Consider the following 19,182-nt stretch of genomic DNA (forward strand, 5'->3'; position numbering starts at 1 on the left):
CAGGCAAAGAGCCGCAAAAGCCATGCCCTAGCGTGATCCCCATGGAAGCGGCTCGGTATCTGTGCTGGCTGGCCTGGGCGCAGAAGGGTCGGGTCGCGTTGGGCGCGACGCTGGGGACCCTCTGGATGGTGGGTCTGACGCTCCCGCCGTACCTGCTGTCCAGGGTGATCGACGACGGCCTGGCCCCCGGCTGGGTGCTGGCGCTGCTCGGCGCGGGCCTGGTCAACGCCTGGCTGGCGATGTTGCGGCACCGCACGATGACCAAGATCCGGATGGACGCCAACTTCCGCACCGTGCGCGCCCTGGTCGAGCAGATCAACAAGCTGGGCGCCGACCTGCCCAAGCGTGCTTCGGCGGGCGACGTGGTGACGATCGGCATCGGCGACGTCATCACCATCGCCGCCTCCCTGACGGTGACCGGCCCCGGCGTGGGCGCGGTGGTCAGCTACGGCGTGGTGGCGGCGCTGCTGTTGCAGGTCTCCGTGGTGCTGGCCGTGGTGGTGCTGCTGGGCGTGCCGCTGCTGGCGGTCCTGCTCGGTCCGCTGCTCGGGCGGCTGATGAAGGTGCAGAACGGCTACCGCGAGAACCAGGGCAGGCTGACCACCCGCCTGGTCGACCTGATCGAGGGGCTGCGGGTGCTCAACGCCTTCGGCGGCAAGGGCACTTACGCCGAGCGGTACCGCGCCGACTCGGCGAGCCTGCGCGAGCAGGGGTACCGGGTGGCGTCGCTGACGAGCTGGATCGGCGCGCTGGGCGCCGGATTGCCCGCTCTGTTCCTGGCCGCCGTCACCTGGCTGGGCGCCCGGCTGGCCGCCGAGGGGACGATCACGGTGGGCGAGCTGGTCGGGGTGTACGGGTACATCGCCATGCTGGTGGTGCCGGTCTCCTCCTTCATCGAGGGCAGCTTCCAGATCAGCCACGGCCTGGTCGCCGCCCGCCAGGTCACCCGCTTCCTCGCGCTGCGCGCCGGGGAGCGGCCCCCGCCCGCCGGGCCGGAGGTCGCGCCGGGGAGCCTGGTGGGGCTGGTCAGCGCCCGGCCCGAGGAGAGCGTGGCGCTGCTCGAAGAGCTGGGCGGGTTCGACACCACCTCCCTGATCGCCGGCCACGCCACCTCCCTGATCGCCGACCACGACGCCGCCCTGTTCGCGGGCACGCTGCGCGAGGTGCTCCAGGGCCGGGGCGAGGCGGACGACGAGGCCATCCACCGGGCCGTGCACGTCGCCGCGGCGCAGGACGTGGTCGCGGGGCTGCGCCACGGGCTCGACTCGATGATCGAGCCCGGCGGCCGCAACCTGTCGGGCGGCCAGCGCCAGCGCGTGCGCCTGGCCCGGGCGCTGCTGGCCCAGCCCGAGGTGCTGCTGGCCGTGGAGCCCACCTCCGCGCTGGACGCGCACACCGAGTCCCTCCTCGCGGGACGGCTCCGTACGGCCCGCGCCGGCCGTACCACGGTCGTGGCCACCACCTCGCCGCTGTTGCTCGCCGAGGCCGACCAGGTGCTGTTCATCGAGGACGGACGGGTGGCCGCCGCCGGCACCCACCGCGAGCTGATGGAGTCCACCCCGGCCTACCGATCGGTGCTGGCATGAACCGCGACCTGCCCGTCGCCGACCGCCGGCAGGTACGGCGGGCCGCCCTGCGCCTGGTCAGGCGCGACGTGCCGGGCTTCACCGCGACGCTGCTGCTCAACAGCCTCGCGGCTGCCGCGGCGCTGGTCAGCCCGTGGTTGCTGGGCCGCATCATCGACTCCATCAGCGCCGGAGGCACGGTCGACCTGCTCGCCGCGATCGCCGTGGGCGCGGCGGTGGCCCAGCTGGTCCTGTCCAGGTACGCCGAGAAGGTCGGCACTCGCTTCAGCGAGCGCGTCCAGGAGCACATCCGCGCCGAACTCCTGGACCGCGTGCTGGCCCTGCCCGCCGCCACGGTCGAGCACATCCGCACCGGCGACCTGACCGCCCGCGGCACGACCGACGTGGCCGTGGTCGGCCGGACCCTGCGCGACGCCGCCCCCGCGATCCTCGTCTCGAGCCTGCAGGCGCTCTTCCTGATCGTCGCCGTCTTCCTGGTCGACCCGGTCCTGGGCGGCTGCGGCCTGCTCGCGCTGGCCGGCATCGTGGCCGCCGCCCGCTGGTACCTTCGCCGCGCCCGCCCCGCCTACCTGGAGGAAGGCGCCGCCCGCTCCGAGCTGGCCGAGCACCTGGCCGCCAACGCCGCGGGCGCCCGCACCATCGAGGCCCTGGGCCTGCAGGCCAGGCGTACGCGGGCGGCGGACCGGGTGATCGAGCGCAGCCGGGCCGCCCAGTTGCGGACCCTCTTCCTGCGCAGCGTGCTCTGGCCCTCGGTGGAGGTCTCCTCGCTCCTGCCGCCCGTGCTGGTCCTGCTGCTCGGCGGGGTGCTCCTGGACCGCGGCCAGGTCACGCTGGGCGCGGTCGTCACCTGCGTGCTCTACCTGCGCCAGCTCGGCCAGCCGATCGAGACGATCCTGATCTGGCTGGAGCAGCTGCAGAGCAGCGGCGCGGCCTTCGCCAGGATCGAGGGCCTCGCGGCGCCGGTGCGGGCGGAGGCCGCCGCCGCGGCGCCGCAGGGCGACCGCATCGAGGCGCGCGGCGTGCACTTCGCCTACGAAGGCGGCGACGACGTGGTGACCGGCGTCGATCTGACCGTACGGCCCGGCGAGCGCCTGGCCGTCGTCGGACCCTCGGGAGCCGGCAAGTCCACCCTGGGCCGGCTGCTGGCCGGTATCGACCGCCCGCGCCTGGGCACGGTCACCGTCGGCTCGGCGCCCGTCGCCGGCCTTTCCCCTGCCCAGCTCCGCGAGCACGTCGTCCTGGTCACCCAGGAGCAGCACCTGTTCCTCGGCACCGTACGCGACAACCTGCTGCTCGCGGATCCGGCGGCCGGCGACGACCGCCTGGGCAAGGCGCTGGCGGCGGTCGGCGCGGACTGGGTCGCCTCGCTCGACGACGAGCTGGGGCCCCAGTCGTCCGGCGTCACCCTCGGCCCGGACCGGGTCCAGCAGCTCGCCCTGGCCAGGGTCATCCTGGCCGACCCGCACACCGTCATCCTCGACGAGGCCACCGCCATGCTCGACCCCCGCACGGCCAGGAGTGCCGAACGCTCGCTCGCCGCCGTCCTGGAGGGGCGGACCGTCATCGCGATCGCCCACCGCCTGCACACGGCCCGCGACGCCGACAGGGTGGTGGTCATGGACAACGGCCGGGTGGTGGAGGTCGGAGCCCACGACGAGCTGGTCGCGGCGGGCGGGGTGTACGAGGCGCTGTGGCGGTCGTGGCACGGCTCGCGGAGTGGCGACGCCGACCACGATGCTCCGGGGCGCTGACCGGTGCAGCCGGAAGACGGTCAGATCCGCCAGCGGTTCGGCCCCATAGGGTGGAGCTGGTCTCACAGGCCGATATTGGCCTTGGCGCCCATGTAGGCGCCCGCTCCGGGCCATCCCGCCCGCGCCAGCTCGACGAACCTGGGCGAGAAGCCGAGCCGCGGCAGGTCAGCGAGCGGCACGAACCGCACACCGCGGATCGGCGTGGTGTCGGCGCCTCCGGCGACCGCGCCCACCCGGCCGCCGGCGCGGGTGGCCTCGAATGTCATGTGGATCACGTGGGCAGCGCCCTCCGGCAGGTGGTCGCACACATACAGCAGCCGGCCGACCTCCACCTCGATGCCGGTGACTCTCACCGCGATCACCGTCGGCACCGTACCCGAGGAAGGACGCTGTGCGCGGGGAGACCGGGGTGGCGGAGCCAGGAAGCCGTAATCGCCGTCAGCCGAGACTTCCGGAGCGGACCGCGGCGGTGACGCCGCCGTCGACCAGCAGGTCGGTGCCCGAGATGAAGCTCGCGGCCGGGCTGAGCAGGAAGTCGGCGGCGGTGGCGATGTCGGCGGGGGTGCCGACGCGCCCCGCGTTGGAGGCGCCGATCATCGCCTGCATGGTCGCGCCGTGGTCGCTGCTCAGCTCGGCCTGGCCCATGGGGGTGGCGATGACGCCGGGGCTGATCGAGTTGACGCGGGCGCCCCTGGCTCCCCAGGTCCGGCTCGCGGCCTGCACGCGCAGCAGGTTGGCCTGCTTGGCGAAGCCGTAGGCGTGGCCGGGGCCGGCGAAGCTCGCCTCGGCCGCGATCGGCAGGGAGAGCAGGTCGTCGGCGGGGGTCGTGGCCAGCTCCCGGGCGTCCTGGGCGGTGAAGGGGGGCTGGAAGTGGCCGGCCATGCTGGCGATCACCAGCCCGGCACCGCCGGGCGCGACGACCTTGCCGAACTCCTCCAGCACCAGGGCGACCCCCAGCAGGTCGACCGCCAGGATGGCGGGCACCGGGGCCTGGACGGGGGAGAGCCCGGCGGTGTGCACCACGGTGCGGACTTCGCCCAGCGCGGCAGCCTGCTCGGCGAGCGCGGCCACCGACTCGCGGGAGGAGACGTCGACCGGTACGGGGGTCACCTCATAGCCCTCCTCCCGCAGCCCGGCGGTCACGGACTCCAGGAGCTCCTTGTTGAAGTCGGCGGCCAGGACGTGGGCTCCGAGGCCCTGGCGGCGGGCGATGGCCTGTCCCATCCCGCCGACGCCGATGATCACTACCACGTTCCGAGTCATGAAATTGTTCCTTATGGAGGGGCGTGCCGGTTGTGTTCGCGCGTTCCACCTTCTTACCGCCCCGCCGGATCACCCGGCGCCGGGGGTGCCGGGCGGATCTTGTAGTCCGGGGCTTCATGGTCGTAGCGTTCGCAGGCGATCGGTTTCTGCGACAAGAGGCAGAAATGGTGCCGGTCGCGGCGAACCGTGTCCCATGGAGATCCGATGATCCGCAATCCCGTCCTGCCCGGCTTTCATCCAGATCCGTCCATCCTGCGCGTGGGCGACGACTACTACGTGGCCACCTCGACGTTCGAGTGGTATCCGGGTGTACGCGTCCACCACTCGCGCGACCTGGTCGACTGGCGGCCCCTGGGCGGTCTCCTGACCGAGCGCAGGCTGCTCGACCTGTCCGGCGTGCCGGACTCGGGCGGCGTCTGGGCACCCGACCTGACCTATGCCGACGGCCTGTTCCACCTCGTGTACAGCGTGATGGACAACTACGCCCACGGCTACAAGGACGTCGCGAACTACCTGACCACCGCCCCCGCCATCGAAGGCCCCTGGTCGGACCCGATCAGGCTGCCGGGGCGGGGGTTCGACGCCGCGCTCTTCCACGACGACGACGGGTCCTCGTACCTGCTCAACATGATTTTCGACTCGCGCCCCGGGCGCGGGTTCGCCGGGATCGAGCTCCAGCCGCTCGGCGGCGGCAAGCCGCGGCTCATCCTGGAGAACCGGGCGTTGACCGAGGGGCCGCACCTCTACCGGATCGACGGCTGGTACTACCTGATGGTCGCGGAGGGCGGCACCGGCTACGACCATTGCGTCAGCGTGCTCAGGTCCCGCGACATCGAGGGGCCGTACGAGGCCGACCCCGAGGGGCCGATGCTCACCGCCCGCCACGATCCCGATCTGGAGCTGCAGAAGGCCGGGCACGGCTGCCTGGTCCAGACCCAGGGCGGTGAGTGGTATCTGGCTCACCTGGTCGCGCGGCCGTACACGCCGCGCGGGCGGTGCGTGCTGGGCAGGGAGAGCGCGATCCAGCGGGTCGAGTGGACCGGCGGGTGGCCGAGGGTGCCGGGAGGAGCCCCGGCGGTCGAGGTCCCCGCACCCGCCCAGACGGTCCCCGCACCCGCCCGGCCGCGGAGCCCGCGGAGTCCGCGGCAGGCGGAGTGGCTGGTGGAGGGGAGCGACTGGAGCACCCTGCGCCGCCCGGCGACGCCTGACTGGGTGAGGTTCGACGGTGGCAGGGTGACGATCGAGGGCGGCCAGTCCCCGTACGGCCTGCGCACCCCCAGCCTGGTCGCCCGCCGGGTCACCAGCACGCGCTGCGCCTTCGAGGCGAGCGTGAGCTTCGAGCCGGACAGCGTGCACCAGTCCGCCGGGATCACCGCCTACTACAACTCGCGCAACTGGTACCACCTCGCGCTCACCACCGACGGCCTGGTGCTGACCGGCAGCGACAGGGGCACCAGGACCGTGCACTACACGGGAGAGGCGGCGAGCCGGCTCGCGGTCGAGTTCGACGGCCCGGTCCTGCGCTTCTCCCGCGACGGTCAGGCCATCCCGGTGGAGCTGGACGCCACCATCCTGTCCGACGAGCACGCCGACGAGATCCTCGACGGCCAGATCCGGGCCTTCGGCTGCACCGGCGCGTTCGTCGGCCTGTGGGTGCAGGACCTGGCGGGCGAGGGCTGCCGGGCCACCTTCGACAACCCGGTGTACCGGACGGGGTGAGCTCAGGCCGGAGCCCCGGCCGCCGTCCACAGGTCCGCCCGCGAGGTCAGCACCGAGGCCGAGGTCAGCGTCCCCCGGCCCCGGTACGCCCGCATGATCCGCACATGAGCCGCCAGCCGTACGAAGCCCCGCAAGGCGGACTCGTCACGCCAGACCGAAACGGAGCCGATCCGGCGCTCCGCCAGGTCGCACCACAGCCACAGCCCGACCGCGCCGTCCAGGCCCGGCCACAGCCGGGCCAGCCGCCACCCGGCCAGCGCCGCCCTCGGCAGGTCCGCCAGCCGGTGCAGCTGGAAGTCCGTCCGGCTGACCAGCACGGGCGCGTCGCCGCGCGGGTGCGGCCCGGCGATCCAGCGCGATCTCATCATTTTCATGGCTGGACTCTAACAGAAATAAGACCGATCGGTCGCTCATAATTAATCAGGGCATGCGGGAGCCGCTTCGGAGGCGGTCGGCCGCTACGGGCAGGGCGCCTTGTACGGGCGGCCGGGGAGATACTGGGCCCATTCGGCCTGGGTGATCGCCGTGCCCGACGCTTCGCAGACGTTCGCGCTCGCCTGCTCCACGTTCACCCCCCAGAGCTGCGCGGCGAGCCCGGACGTGCTCGCCAGGACGCTCCCGTCCGCGCTGAACTCCAGGTCGCCCACCGGCTCGGAGCCGGCGAGCACGGCCCAGAGCGTGGGCCTGGCGCGGTCGGCGACGTTCCAGATCCTGATCGTCCGGTCCGCCGACCCGGTGGCCAGCGTGCGGCGGTCGGCGGAGAAGGCGACCCCGGTCACGTCCGACGCGTGCCCGGGCAACACGGCCAGCCGCTGCGGGCGCTCGGGCTTGGCGACGTCCCACAGCCGGGCCGTCCCGTCAGAGGAGGCCGTGGCCAGCGTCTTGCCGTCCGTGCTGAAGCGCAGGTCGAGCACCCCTCCGGCGTGTGCGGCGAAGTCGGACAGCCGGCGCGGCTCGGTGGGCTTCGTCACGTCCCAGAGCCGGACGGAGGCGGTGCCCGAGCCGGTCGCGAGCACGCGGCCGTCGGGGCTGAACACGGCCGGGCCGACCCGCTCGTCCGTCGCTCCCGCCGTCGCGACCTGCCGGGGGGTGGCGGGCGCGGCCACGTTCCAGAGCAGGGTCCTGCCGTCCTTGCCGGTCGTGACGACCATCCGGCCGTCGGGGCTGTAGGCGACGGAACGCACGCCGCCCGTGTGCCCCGTGAGCGTGCCCAGGAGCTTCGGGCTGGCGAGCTCGGCGAGATCCCACAGCCGGGCCGTGCCGTCGAGCGAGGCCGTGGCCAGGCGGCGGCCGTCGGGGCTGAAGCTCGCCGCCACGACGAGCCCGGTGTGCCCGCTCAGCGTGGACAGGGGCGTGCTCACCGCGGGGTCGGTGAGGTCCCACAGCTTGACGGTCTTGTCGTCGGAGGCGGTGGCGAGCGTGCGGCCGCTCTTGGCGATGGCGAGCCCGTTCACCAGCGCCGTGTGCCCGGCGAGCCGGGCGCGGGGGGCGACGCGGGCAGGGTTGGCGACGTTCCACAGCCGGGCCGTGCCGTCGGCGGCGGAGGTGGCGAGGTTCTGGCCGGTCGGGCTGAACGCCACCCCGGTGACGCCGTCGGGGAAGCCGGTCAGGGTGGCGGTGAGCTGGGCGGCGCGCGGGTCCTGGACGTCCCAGAGGCCCACGGTGCCGTCGGCGGATGCGCTGGCCAGGAAGTTGCCGTCGGGGCTGAACGCGACGCCGTCGACCTGGGCCCTGTGCCCGCGGGCGGTGCCGGCGAGCTTGGCGGCGGTGATGTCCCACACCTGGACCGCGCCCGTGGCGGCGGCCGTGGCGAGGTAGCGGCCGTTGGGGGCGAACGCCACGCTCCTGACGGCGCCCTCCTGCGAGGTCAGCACCGCCAGGCTGCTGGGCTGCGCCGGGGCGAGCACGTCGAGGAGCGCGAGGGTGCCGCCGGTGGAGGCGATCGCGAGGAAACGCCCGTCGGGGCTGAAGGCCGCCTTGGTCAGGCCGGTGGCCATCTTGACGACCGAGACCTGCTTGGGCTTGGCGGGGTCGGCGACGTTCCACAGCCGCACCGACTTGTCGGCGGAGGCGGTGGCCACGAGATCGCCCTTCGGGTTGAAGGCGACGGACGTGACCCGGTCGGTGTGCCCCTTGAGCGTGGCCACGCTCTTGGGGGCGGCGGTGTCGGAGACGTTCCACAGCCGCGCGGTCTCGTCCGCGGATGCGGTGGCCAGCACCTTGCCCGTGGGGTTGAACGTCGCCGCGGTCAGCCCCTTCGTGTGCCCCTTCGCCACGCCGAGGGCCTTCGGGCGAAGGGGGTCGGCGACGTTCCACAGCCGGGCGGTGGAGTCGGCGGAGGCGCTGGCGACGACGCGGCCGTCGGCGCGGTAGGCCACCCATTCGACGGGAGCGGTGTGCCCGAGCATGCGCGCCCCGATCGGGCGGGTGAGGCTGCCGAGCAGGGCCCCGCGCGACTCCGGGGTGGCCGACAGGCGGTAGGCGCTCAGCGCCAGCTGGGCGCCGAGCGAGGTGTCGGAGGCGCTGTTGGCGGCGGCGGCGACCTGGCGGGAGAGCGCCTGGTCGCGCTGCGCGGCCGCCTCGGTGGCCCGCCTGCTCGCGTCCCTGCTCTGGAGCAGCGCCACCACCCCGCCGGCCGCCGCCATGAGGAAGAGGACGGTGAGCGCGGCGAGCGCGGAGCGGGCGATGAGCGAGCGTCGGCGCTGCTTGCGCCTGGACGCGGTGAGGAAGTCGCGCTCCGTGTCCGTGCCGCCGGTGTCCGTGCCGCCCGTGTCCGTGCCGGCAGCCTGGGCCGCGGCCAGCCGGGCGTCGGCGTACAGGTAGGAGGACGGCTGACCCTGCTGCTGCCACGCCTCGGCGTCCTCGCGCAGGCGGCGGCGGACGAGCAGCCCGGCCCGGTCGGCGCCGATCCAGCTCGCGAGCCGCGGCCAGGCCGTGATGAGCGCCTCGTGGCTGATCTCGGCGACGTCGTGGTCGTCCACCGTGACGAGCCGGGCGCGGACGAACTCGCCCAGCACCTGCCGGGCGATGGACGGCGACGAAGGCAACAGCTCGGCGACCGGGACCCGCCTGCGCGAGCCCTCGCCCCGCTCGTCCACGCGGATGAGCCCCACCAGCAGCTCCCGCACGATCGGCTCGTACTCCTTGCCGAGCCGCCGCAGGCTCTCCTCCGCGCTCGTCGCCAGCGCCCGCGCGACGCCCCCCGCGGCCTGGTAGTCGGCGATCGTCAGCACGCCCTCCGCCTGCCGCTGCCACGTGGCCAGCAGGGCCTGGGAGAACAGCGGCAGCACGCCGCCCGCCCGCTCCAGCGATTCTTCCCCGGTGCGGACGTCTTCGAGTATCAGCTCGGTGAGCCCCGGCTCCAGGGACAGGCCGGCGCGCGAGGCCGGCCCCTCGATCGCCGAGCGCAGCCCCGGCTCCCGCATGGGCACGACGATCTCGGGATGCCGCATGGACTCCAGCAGCCCGGGATAGGCCGCGCAGCGCCCGAAGCAGTCGGCGCGGACGGCGATCACCACGGCCGCCGACCTGGACAGCTCGGCCAGCGCCGCCACGAACTGCCGCCTGGCCGGCTCGCTCTCGCAGGCGGTGAACAGCTCCTCGAACTGGTCGACCAGCACCAGCAACCGCCCGGGAGCGCTGGGCAGCGCCCGCCTGACCCCGCCGGGATCGGACTCGATGATCGCGCGCAGGCGCACCGGGTCGAGGCGGCCGAGGCGGGCCAGCTCTCGGGCGAGCGTGGTGAGGGGGTCGGCGCCGGGGACGAGCACGATGTGCTCGCCGGCCGCCTCGCCGCGCAGCGCGGGCAGCACCCCGGCGCGCAGCACCGACGACTTCCCGCACCCCGGCGAGCCGGTCACGATCAGCGGATCGCCGGGCGCGAACGCCTGCCGCACGCGCTTGGCCAGCCACTTGGTCAGGTCTTCGCGGCCGAAGAACAGCGCGGACTGCTCGGGCCCGTACGCCGCCAGGCCGAGGTAGGGGCCGGCCGCGTCGCCCGCGGGCCGGACCGGCGGGCCGGGGACGGGACTCGGTGCCGTGTACGCCGGATTGACCGCGAGCGGAGGCGGCTCGCCGAAACCGGCGGCCGCACGGCGGGGGCGGGGGAACCCCGAGCCGGGCAGCGAACGCGCCAGCCGCTCGTAGACGTGGTCGAGCGTGAACGACGGCGGCCCGCCCTGCTCGCCCTCGTTGAGCAGCCTGATCAGGGCCCCGCTGAGCGCCGTGTGCCGGACGCCGGGCAGCGCCCACGCGTTCTCGTCCTTGCTGGAGGAGGCGAGCACGTACGCCCCCCGCCACGTCGGCTCCAAGGAGCCCTCGGCGACCGGCCGCCCGCTCCCCTTGAAGCAGCAGTCCAGCACCACGACGGCGCGCTCGGCCCGCGACGTCGCCAGGATGTCGCGCACCACGGCGTACGGGAGCGCCTGGTAGCCCGGCACCCCCTGGGAGAGGTTCACGGTGGCGCGCGTGGCCAGGTGCAGCTCGTTGTCGGGGCTGAACACGGCGTGGCCCACGAAGTAGAACAGCAGGGCGGACGTGGCCTCCTGCGCCGCCTTGGCCAGCGCCTCGCCCAGGTTGGCCGGGGTCGCGGGGTCGAGCAGCGTCGTCAGGCCCGCCGGGCTGAGCCCCGCCCGCTCGACCAGGCACTGGCCGAGATCGGTGACGGTCGCCGGGACCGCGGGCACCTGCGGCAGGTTCGACGAGGGGCGATGCGCCCCCGTGCCGGCCACCAGGACCCTGGCGCCCTCCGAGGCCAGCAGCAGCGGTGGACCGTTCCACGGGGCCTGTCGTACGAGCCGGGTCTGCGTCGCAGAATCGTTCTCAGTCATCCGGCGCTCCACGGCAGGGGAGATCAATCGGCCACAGCGACATTGTCGGGCGAGGCGCCGTGCGCGGCGACAGCTTCGGCACGAAGGACGAGCCGGCTGATCCGGACGACCCCCCGATCGGCGCGTATCGCGTGCGGGAACAGCGGGCGAGCCCGCGTTTCCCGGTTGTTAGGGTACGCAGGTCTGCGCCCGCCGTCGAGAGGTGCGGGGAAGCGACCTACCAGTTCGCGGGCAGCCCGGGGGTGGTGGCGGGCAGCGCGTGGCCGGGCGGGTGGATGACGTACGTGACGCCGCCGCTGCTGGAGCTGCGCAGCCACACGTTCTCGAACGCGGCCCGCGGATAGACGTGCCGCACGGCGGCGTTGCTGGAGGAGGCCGGATCGTTGGCGATCACATCGCCCGTGGCGGTGAAGCCGACGATCGCCATCAGGTGGCCGTTCGTGCCGTACCCGGCGCCCGGCAGCTCGCTCTTCTTGAACGACTGCGAAGTGATGACCGGGATGCCCGCCTTGATCAGCGCCTCCAGCTCGGTCAGCGAGCGCAGCCGGGTGACGAAGCCGTCCATCCCGTAGCGCCCCGCGTAGGCGGTGTTGAACGGCCAGTTGCCCGCGCCCTCGTAGGCGTGGTCGTAGGTGTAGCGGGCGGCGTAGTCGACCTCGGGGTTCGGGTCGGCCGGGTCGACCCAGGAGGTGTCCTGGGCGCTCGGCCACTTGTCCCAGTAGCCGAGGATCATGGTGGTCGAGGTGGGGCTGCACCAGGCCTCGCCGCCGCCGTCCCACTCGGGGTAGTGGCCCTGGTGGACGTTCTGGGAGCGGCGCGGCACGGCCAGCTCCGTCCCCCACGCGCCGCCGCCCGGGCTGACCGGCACGGTCTTGCGCTCGGGCACGTTGGAGGCCATGACGCCGGACGTGCGCACGCGTGGCGTGATCGCCGAGCCCGGCGTGCGGTAGAGGGTCAGGCGCAGCTGGTAGGCGCTGACGGGCTTGCCCGCCGCCGCGACCAGCGTGTCCACGGCGACCGAGGCGTCCGCGTCGCCCTGGCCGGGCACCGAGGTGCGGCGGATGTCGCCTTCGGCGTACGCCCAGCGGCCGAGCGAATACCACGTGGTCAGGCCCTCCGCGTTCCTGGCGCGGGTCTCGATCTGCAGCCAGCTCCCCTGGGGGAGGTCCGCGGTCCAGGAGGCGATCAGCTCGGTGGCGGGGAACCCGATGGGCCGCTCGGGGCCGGTCCAGCGGGCGTACTCCCAGGTCTTGGTGCCGAGCGCGTCGGTGTAGGAGGTGGTGCCCGCGGCCGTGCCGAACGCCAGCCCGTCGCCGGGCGTCGTGCCCTCGGCCGTGCCCGCGGCGAAGTCGGCCCGCTGGAAGACCACGTCGGGGGTGGCGGCGGCCGGTTGGGTCTCGGCCGCCGCGGCCTGCGTGGAGATGGACGTGATGAGGAGGCCGCACAGGAAGACGATCAGCGCGCGCATGAACCCACCTTCTCGGAAGGCGCCGGATGCGCTGACATTAAGCAGTGCCAGCGGGTAAAGCATCGGGAAATCTACGTATCAGCCTGAATCACTGGATCCATGGCTTCTCATGGCATGAATCCGGATGGAATGGTGACTCGGGGAATGAACTGACCACAGGAAGTGAGCTATGAGGAAATATGTGATTTTGGGGGTGCAGGGGAGTGGCAAGGGCACCCAGAGCGCCATGCTCGCCGACGACCTCGACCTGGTGCACATCAGCGTGGGCGACATCTTCCGCTGGCACGTCAAGCGGCACACCAAGCTCGGCGCGCAGGTCCGCCGACTGGTCGCGGCGGGCGAGCTGGTGGGGGACGACCTGGTGGAGGACGTCGTCAGGGACCGGCTCCAGCTGCACGACTGGAATTACGGGTTCATCATCGACGGCTTCCCGCGCAACCGGCGTCAGGCGGAGTTCTTCCTGGAGAGCTACGACATCGACGGGGTGATCCATCTGGACCTGCCGGACGAGGAGGTCCGTCGGCGCGTCCTGGCGCGGCGGCTGTGCTCGCGGTGCGGCATGGACTACAACCTGATCGCCCACCGGCCGGAGACGGAGGGGCGGTGCGACGTGTGCGGCGGCGAGCTGGTCAGCCGGGAGGACGACAGCCCGGAGGTGCTCGCCAGGCGGCTGGAGGAGTATCACAGCAAGATCGACCCTGTGGTGGAGCTGTTCCGCCGCAAGGAGTACGTGATGACGATCGACGCGCGCGCCGACAAGGCCGCCGTCCAGCGGACGATCCGCACCCGCTTCAACCTCCCGCCGTATCTCCCGTCCCAGGAGGAGCCGGTACGTCTTTCCGGCTAGGGCGCGCGGCCGATCGGCTGCGCCGCCGGTACTCGGTGGGCGTCAGCCCGACCAGCGCACGGAAGCGGCGGGCGAAGTACGTCGGGTCGTCCCAGCCGACGGCGGCCCCGACCCGGGCGGCCGGCAGGGCCGAGTTCGCCAGCAACGTGGCGGCCCGCTCGGCCCGCAGCCGGGCCAGGAAACCCATCGGCGTCAGCCCGACGTAGCGGCCGAACAGCCGGCCGAGATAGGCGGGATCCAGGCTGACCGCCCGGGCGAGGTCCTCCAGCCGCCACGGGTGGGCGGGCTCCGCCTCCAGCCGGGCGACGGTGGCGGCGACGGCGGGGTGGATGGCGGGCTCGGGCGTCCTCCGCCCGGCGTCACGGCCGTCGGCGAGGACGCCGAGCACCGTGACCAGCCGGCCCAGCACCCGGCCCGGCCGGCTCCGATCGGCGCCGAGGTCCCGTTCGAGCAGGCCGATCTCGGCCACCGCCTCCTCGGCGGCGCCCGGATCGACGGTCATGACCGCCACGCCGTGCGTGCCGGAGGCCACCGGGTCGGTCCACAGCATCCGGCGCAGCATCGGGATGTCGTACAGCGCCGCCAGCTCGGCCCGCAGCGCGTGGGCGGACAGGCAGCAGTTGGCGACGGTCAGGCCGGCGCAGTCCCTGAACCCGTGCCAGGCGCCGGGGCGCAGCACGATGACCTGCCCCTGCCGCAGCGGGTGCTCGCCCCGGCTGGTCACGTGCCGGCCGCGCCCGGGGCCGATCACCGCGATCTCCAGGAAGTCGTGCGCGTGCGGCTCGATGTCGAGCTCCACCTGGTGGACGCCGCCCAGGACCGGGCCCCCGGCGAACAGCGCGTGCTCGTGCAGCGTGGCAGGCATGTCGGGATCGTACGACCACTCGCCGGAATCGGCCTAGCCCGGAGTGGCCCGTCACGACGACGCTTGCAGTATCCCAACCGCGAGAACTCTGGAGGCCAGAGATGACATCGACCACGACCGAGCCGTCCGGCAGCGACGTCGGCGCCGACGGCCGGGTGCCGGACGAGCTGGTGGCGGCGTACCGCGAATCCGGTTTCGTCCGAGTGCGTGGCGTCCTCGAACCCGGGCAGGTCGAGCGCTTCCGCGCCGGCGCCGAGGCGTTCCTGGAGGCGCACCGCGCGGAGAGCCTGGAGAAGGAAGGCGTCTTCAGCCAGCTGGTCAACGTCTGGCAACGCGACGGGACGCTGCGGGAGCTCACGTTCGACGCGCGGCTCGGCCGGATCGCCGAGCAGCTGGCCGGCTTCCCGCTGCGGCTCTGGCACGACCAGATGCTGGTGAAGGAGCCGTACAACAACGCCGCCACGGAGTTCCACCAGGACCGCCCCTACTGGCCGCACGAGGGGGACCGGCTCCCGCTGTCGGCGTGGATAGCGCTGGTCGACGTTCCGCCGGAGCGGGGGTGCATGACCTTCCTGCCCGGCACCCAGCACCGCCGCGGCCTGCGCCCGCAGGACCTGCACCACGAGGAGGATCTGTTCGAGACGGACCCGTCCCTGCGCTGGATCCCCCGCGTCACCGTGCCGCTGCGCGCCGGCGACTGCACCTTCCACAGCGGCTACACCGGGCACATGGCGCTGCCCAACCGCACAGGCGAGGCCCGCTTCGCGCACGTCGTCATCTACATGGACGAGGCGACCGGCTACAGCGGCGCGGAGCACGTCGTGACCGATCCGCTCGGGCTCGCCGCGGGCGACCGGCTGGACGGCGACACCTTCCCGCGTCCCTGGGCGTAGCGGGCGCCCGGGGCAAAGAGTCCGCCACGGCGGTGCATGGGTCCCGTTTGATCGCCGGTGCGCACGGCCCGGGTGCGAGGAAGATCGCATCGGGCCGAGCCGGCACGGAGCGTTCACGCGGGGGGAACGAGATGAGCATGCCCAGGATCGCGGCGATGATCGCGCTCGCCGCGCTGAGCGGCTGCGCCGCCCCGGCCGCCGGGTCCTCGGCGGCGCAGCCGCTCCGCCGCGTCCCCGCAGGCGCGCCCGTGCCCCGCAGCGCCGGCCTGCAGATCACCGCGAGCGTCACCCCCGACCCCATGATCGTCGGTGCCGAGTCCGTGTACGCGGTGACCGTCCTGAACACCGGCGACCAGGACGCCGAGAACGTGACGATCACCGACGTCCTCGACCCCGGCACCGCCGTCACCAGGCTCCCCGGCGACTGCTCCAGCGCGGGCCAGACCGTCACCTGCGGCGGGCCGGGCCTGACGATCGGCCCGGGGGACAGCGCGACGTACCGGATCCCCGTCACGACCGACCCCGGCCTGTCCGACGGCACGAACCTGCGCAACCGCGCGAGGGTCTCGGCCTCGGGCGTGCCGGCGGACTCCACGCAGCTCACCAGCCAGACCCGTACGCTGACCGACGTCGAGATCACCGAGACCGCCCCCGCCGTCGTGCGCCCGGACGCCACCATCACCTACACGCTGACCGTCACCAACCGCGGCCCCTCGCAGGCCGCGGACGTCACCGTCCAGGACGAGACCGGCGGCGGCCGGACCACCATCGCCGGCCGCCCGGCCGAGTGCCCCGGCGGCGGGCTCACCCTCACCTGCCCCCTCGGCACGCTCGCCCCCGACGAGAGCAGGGAGTTCGCCTTCACCGTCACGCCCGACGCCGTCGGCGTGATCGAGAACTGTGCCACCGTCGCCACCGCGAGCCGTGAGGAGAACACCGCGAACAACCGCTCCTGCGCGGCGACCGTCGTGGAGCCCGCCCGGTCACCGAGCCCGGCGCCCCCCAGCCCGGCCGCGCACCTGTCCACCTTCACCCCGGAACCCACGCCTGCCGAGCTCCCCACGCCGGCGCCCTCCGCGACCGCGACCGCCACCGCGAGCCCCACCGCGAGCCCGGAGCCGACGCCGGGCGAGGAGGCCGGCCCGGGCCCGGGGCTGGCCCCCGAGGAGCCGGGCCGGGGCCCGGAGCCGGATCCCGATGACGAGCGCGCGGTCCCCGGCCAGGCCGGGGACACCCTCCCCATGACCGGCGTCTCGGTCTGGCTCTTCGGGCTCGGCGTCGCCGTGCTCCTCGCGGTCGGCCTGCTCGTACGCTACTTCTCCCGCCGCGAACGGGCCGGCGGCCAGGGGAGGTCGGGCTCGCACGGCGCGGTGTAGTCCACGCCGGCCACGTCGAAGCCGTACAGGCGGCGGACCTCGCCACTGAACCAGCCGATGTCGGCCAGCTCGCCGATGCTGTCCGGGGTGGCCCGCCGCCACCGCTCGGTCACCTGCTCCTGGACGGACGCGTTCAGCTCCCACTCGTCGAGCCGGAGGCGGCCCTCCTCGTCCAGCCTGAGGTCCTGCGCCCCGGTGAGCTGGTCCCACAGGTCCACCGACTGTTCCACGGGAGACCGCATGGCCTCGCCGAGGACGCCGCGCAGCAGGCTCGTGTAGAGGGCGATTCCCGGGATCGCGGTGGACGCCTGCGTCACCGCCGCGCCGTTGACCGACGTCAGCGCCCGGCCGCCGGCCGGCTGGAGCTCGCCGTTCAGCTTGAGCGCCGTGTCCTCCAGGTGGGCCTTGGCCGCGCCGATGGTGCCCTGCCGGTAGATCCGCGAGGTGAGGTGCGAGCCGAGGTAGGACAGCGCCACCGTGGTGAACCCGGGCCGGAGCAGGCGGCGGCCGGCCAGGGCGGCGACCCACAGGGCCCAGTCCTCGCCGCCCATGACCTTGATCGTGTCGGCCTGCTCGGCGTCGGTGGCCGGGTCGATCCAGATGTCCTTCAGCGCCGGGACGTCGCCACTGAAGTCGAGGGTCTTGGTGCCGTAACCCTCCCCGACCGGCTTCAGCGCCGACTGGTGGGTCTCGCCGGAGACCGGGTCGGTCCGGCGCGGCGCGGCGACGCTGTAGATCAGGTAGTCGACGCCGCCGGGGAACCTCTCGCTGAGGAGGTCGAGCACCTGCTGCTTGGTGTCCTCCGTGAAGGCGTCGCCGTTGACGAAGGAGAAACCGCCGGCCGCCAGCTCGGCGGTGGCGATGGTGCGGTACCAGCCCGCGGTGGCCGTGCGCCGCTCGGTCGGCGGGCGTTCGAAGCACAGGCCGACGCCCTGGATCCCGTGCCCGCGCAGGCCGGCGACGGTGGCGGCCAGGCCGTAGCCGGCGCTGGAACCGATGATCAGGGCGGTCGGGCCCGCCCCGCCGGCCGCCGCCGGGGCGACCTGGTCGCGCATGTCCTGGACGATCCTGGCGCATCCGCCGGGGTGGGAGTCGAACAGGAGGAATCCGCGTCCTCGGGGGGCGATGATCCGTTCCGTCATCGTGTTCCTATCTGGTCGGGCTCGCGGGCGAGCCGGTGGCGGCTGCCCGGCCGATGTCCGATTCCTGCAAGACCGGGCAGGTCCTCACTTCCTACGGTGACGTGCATGACCATACTCACCGACCGGATCCTCAGTCCCGGGCAGGACGGATACGACGACGAGCGGCTCGGCATCAACCGGGCCGCCGAGTCCCGCCCCGCCCACGTGCTCGCCGCCACCACCGAGCAGGACGTGGCCGCCGCCGTGCGGCTGGCGGCCGAGCGTGACCTCCCCGTCGGCGTGCTGGCCTCGGGGCACGGCCCCTCGGTGCCGGCCGACGGCGCCGTGCTGGTCAACACCGGCCGCATGACCGGCGTCCGGGTCGATCCGGCCCGCCGCACCGCCTGGGTCGAGGCCGGCGCCCGCTGGAGCCGGGTGCTGGAGCACACCACGCCCCACGGGCTGGCCCCGCTCAACGGCTCCAGCCCGAACGTGGGCGCCGTCGGCTACCTGGTGGGCGGCGGCGCGGGCCTGCTCGGCCGCCGCTACGGCTTCGCCGCCGACCACGTGCGGCGGCTGCGGGTCGTCACGGCGGACGGCCAGGTCCGCGACGTCACGCCCGAGCGGCACCCCGACCTGTTCTGGGCGGTACGCGGCGGCAAGGACAACTTCGGCCTGGTCACCGCCATGGAGATCGACCTGTTCCCGGTCAGCCGCCTGTACGGCGGCGGCCTGTACTTCCCCGCCGAGGCCACGCCGAGCGTGCTGCGCGCCTACGCCGAGTGGACGCGACAGGCGCCGGAGGAGCTGGCCTCCTCGGTGCTGCTGGCCGCCAACCCCGACCTGCCCGGCATCCCTGAGCAGCTGCGGGGCCGGTTCGTGGCCCACGTCCGGATCGCCTACAGCGGCGCCCCCGAGGACGGCGCCGAGCTGGTGCGGCCGCTGCGCGAGCTCGGCCCGCGGCTGCTGGACACCGTACGGGACATGCCGTACGCCGAGGTCGGCAGCATCCACCACGAGCCCACGGGCGAGCCGTTCGTCGCCTACGACCGCAACGTGCTGCTGCGGCCGCTGGACGAGGACGGCGTGGACGCGCTCGTCTCGCTCGCGGGACCGCGAGCGGAGCCGCCGTTCATCGCCGAGCTGCGGCACTTCGAAGGGGCCTACGGCCGCGCACCGGAGCCGCCCAACTGCGTCGGCGGCCGGGACGCCGCGTTCTCGCTGTTCGTCGGGACGGACGCCGCGCCGGAGAGCCGGCGGCGCAGGGACGAGCTGTTCGGCCGCCTCCGCCCCTGGAGCACGGGCGGCGCGGTGCTGAACTTCATGGGCGTCGAGGACACCGGCGCCGACCGGGTGCGCGCCGCCTACGAGCCGGCCGACTTCGACCGGCTCAGGCGGATCAAGGCGGCCCACGATCCGGGGAACCTGTTCCGGGTCAACTTCAACATCCCGCCCCTGGCCTGA

Annotated in this window: 14 protein-coding genes; 7 read left to right on the plus strand and 7 right to left on the minus strand. The window is 73.7% G+C overall.

What is annotated here, in order from left to right:
- The first annotated feature begins 41 nt into the window (after nucleotides 1-41).
- Together ETD85_RS13975 and ETD85_RS13980 are read left to right on the plus strand one after the other, a co-directional pair.
- A complete protein-coding gene (locus ETD85_RS13975; RefSeq protein ID WP_206058299.1) occupies nucleotides 42-1,586 on the plus strand; it encodes an ABC transporter transmembrane domain-containing protein in 1,545 nt (514 codons plus the stop codon).
- On the plus strand, nucleotides 1,583-3,337 hold the full coding sequence (locus ETD85_RS13980; RefSeq protein ID WP_138690113.1) for an ABC transporter ATP-binding protein: 1,755 nt from the start codon (nucleotides 1,583-1,585) through the stop codon (nucleotides 3,335-3,337). The genes ETD85_RS13975 and ETD85_RS13980 overlap by 4 nt, the downstream gene beginning before the upstream one ends.
- A gap of 62 nt (nucleotides 3,338-3,399) precedes the next feature.
- Here ETD85_RS13980 and ETD85_RS13985 read toward each other — a convergent pair whose 3' ends face one another.
- Nucleotides 3,400-3,699, minus strand: coding sequence for an NUDIX hydrolase (locus ETD85_RS13985; RefSeq protein ID WP_206058300.1), 300 nt, complete (start codon nucleotides 3,697-3,699; stop codon nucleotides 3,400-3,402).
- Between the two features lie 76 nt (nucleotides 3,700-3,775).
- Nucleotides 3,776-4,600, minus strand: coding sequence for an SDR family oxidoreductase (locus ETD85_RS13990; RefSeq protein WP_138690114.1), 825 nt, complete (start codon nucleotides 4,598-4,600; stop codon nucleotides 3,776-3,778).
- Between the two features lie 204 nt (nucleotides 4,601-4,804).
- Between ETD85_RS13990 and ETD85_RS13995 the strand changes: the two genes are divergently transcribed.
- Nucleotides 4,805-6,319 (plus strand): glycoside hydrolase family 43 protein, encoded by a 1,515-nt coding sequence (locus tag ETD85_RS13995; protein WP_138690115.1) that lies wholly within the window; start codon nucleotides 4,805-4,807, stop codon nucleotides 6,317-6,319.
- Nucleotides 6,320-6,321: 2 nt separating this feature from the next.
- Here ETD85_RS13995 and ETD85_RS14000 read toward each other — a convergent pair whose 3' ends face one another.
- From ETD85_RS14000 to ETD85_RS14010, 3 genes are all read right to left on the minus strand, one after another.
- Nucleotides 6,322-6,693: a hypothetical protein gene (locus ETD85_RS14000; protein WP_138690116.1), complete on the minus strand. Its 372-nt coding sequence runs from the start codon at nucleotides 6,691-6,693 to the stop codon at nucleotides 6,322-6,324.
- A gap of 84 nt (nucleotides 6,694-6,777) precedes the next feature.
- Nucleotides 6,778-11,148 carry a WD40 repeat domain-containing protein gene (locus ETD85_RS14005; RefSeq protein WP_138690117.1) on the minus strand — a complete coding sequence of 1,457 codons (4,371 nt, stop codon included), beginning with the start codon at nucleotides 11,146-11,148 and terminating at the stop codon, nucleotides 6,778-6,780.
- 217 nt (nucleotides 11,149-11,365) lie between these two features.
- Nucleotides 11,366-12,616 (minus strand): C39 family peptidase, encoded by a 1,251-nt coding sequence (locus tag ETD85_RS14010; protein ID WP_138690118.1) that lies wholly within the window; start codon nucleotides 12,614-12,616, stop codon nucleotides 11,366-11,368.
- 169 nt (nucleotides 12,617-12,785) lie between these two features.
- Here ETD85_RS14010 and ETD85_RS14015 point away from each other — a divergent pair, with 169 nt between their 5' ends.
- Complete coding sequence (locus ETD85_RS14015; protein WP_138690119.1) at nucleotides 12,786-13,463, plus strand: adenylate kinase family protein; 678 nt, start codon at nucleotides 12,786-12,788, stop codon at nucleotides 13,461-13,463.
- Here ETD85_RS14015 and ETD85_RS14020 read toward each other — a convergent pair.
- A complete protein-coding gene (locus ETD85_RS14020; RefSeq protein WP_138690120.1) occupies nucleotides 13,408-14,328 on the minus strand; it encodes an AraC family transcriptional regulator in 921 nt (306 codons plus the stop codon). The two genes, ETD85_RS14015 and ETD85_RS14020, sit on opposite strands and share 56 nt — an antisense overlap.
- Before the next feature lie 101 nt (nucleotides 14,329-14,429).
- Here ETD85_RS14020 and ETD85_RS14025 point away from each other — a divergent pair, with 101 nt between their 5' ends.
- Both ETD85_RS14025 and ETD85_RS14030 read left to right on the plus strand, forming a co-directional pair.
- Nucleotides 14,430-15,221, plus strand: coding sequence for a phytanoyl-CoA dioxygenase family protein (locus tag ETD85_RS14025; RefSeq protein WP_138690121.1), 792 nt, complete (start codon nucleotides 14,430-14,432; stop codon nucleotides 15,219-15,221).
- Between the two features lie 137 nt (nucleotides 15,222-15,358).
- Nucleotides 15,359-16,597: a DUF11 domain-containing protein gene (locus tag ETD85_RS14030; protein WP_170246659.1), complete on the plus strand. Its 1,239-nt coding sequence runs from the start codon at nucleotides 15,359-15,361 to the stop codon at nucleotides 16,595-16,597.
- On the opposite strand, the gene fabV is transcribed toward ETD85_RS14030, so the two are convergent.
- Entirely contained in the window at nucleotides 16,534-17,739 is a 1,206-nt protein-coding gene (gene fabV, locus ETD85_RS14035) for an enoyl-[acyl-carrier-protein] reductase FabV (RefSeq protein ID WP_138690123.1), read from the minus strand. The two genes, ETD85_RS14030 and fabV, sit on opposite strands and share 64 nt — an antisense overlap.
- A 105-nt stretch (nucleotides 17,740-17,844) precedes the next feature.
- Between fabV and ETD85_RS14040 the strand changes: the two genes are divergently transcribed.
- Nucleotides 17,845-19,182: an FAD-binding oxidoreductase gene (locus ETD85_RS14040; RefSeq protein ID WP_206058301.1), complete on the plus strand. Its 1,338-nt coding sequence runs from the start codon at nucleotides 17,845-17,847 to the stop codon at nucleotides 19,180-19,182.

It is taken from the genome of Nonomuraea zeae (assembly GCF_005889725.1).
Classification (GTDB): domain Bacteria; phylum Actinomycetota; class Actinomycetes; order Streptosporangiales; family Streptosporangiaceae; genus Nonomuraea; species Nonomuraea zeae.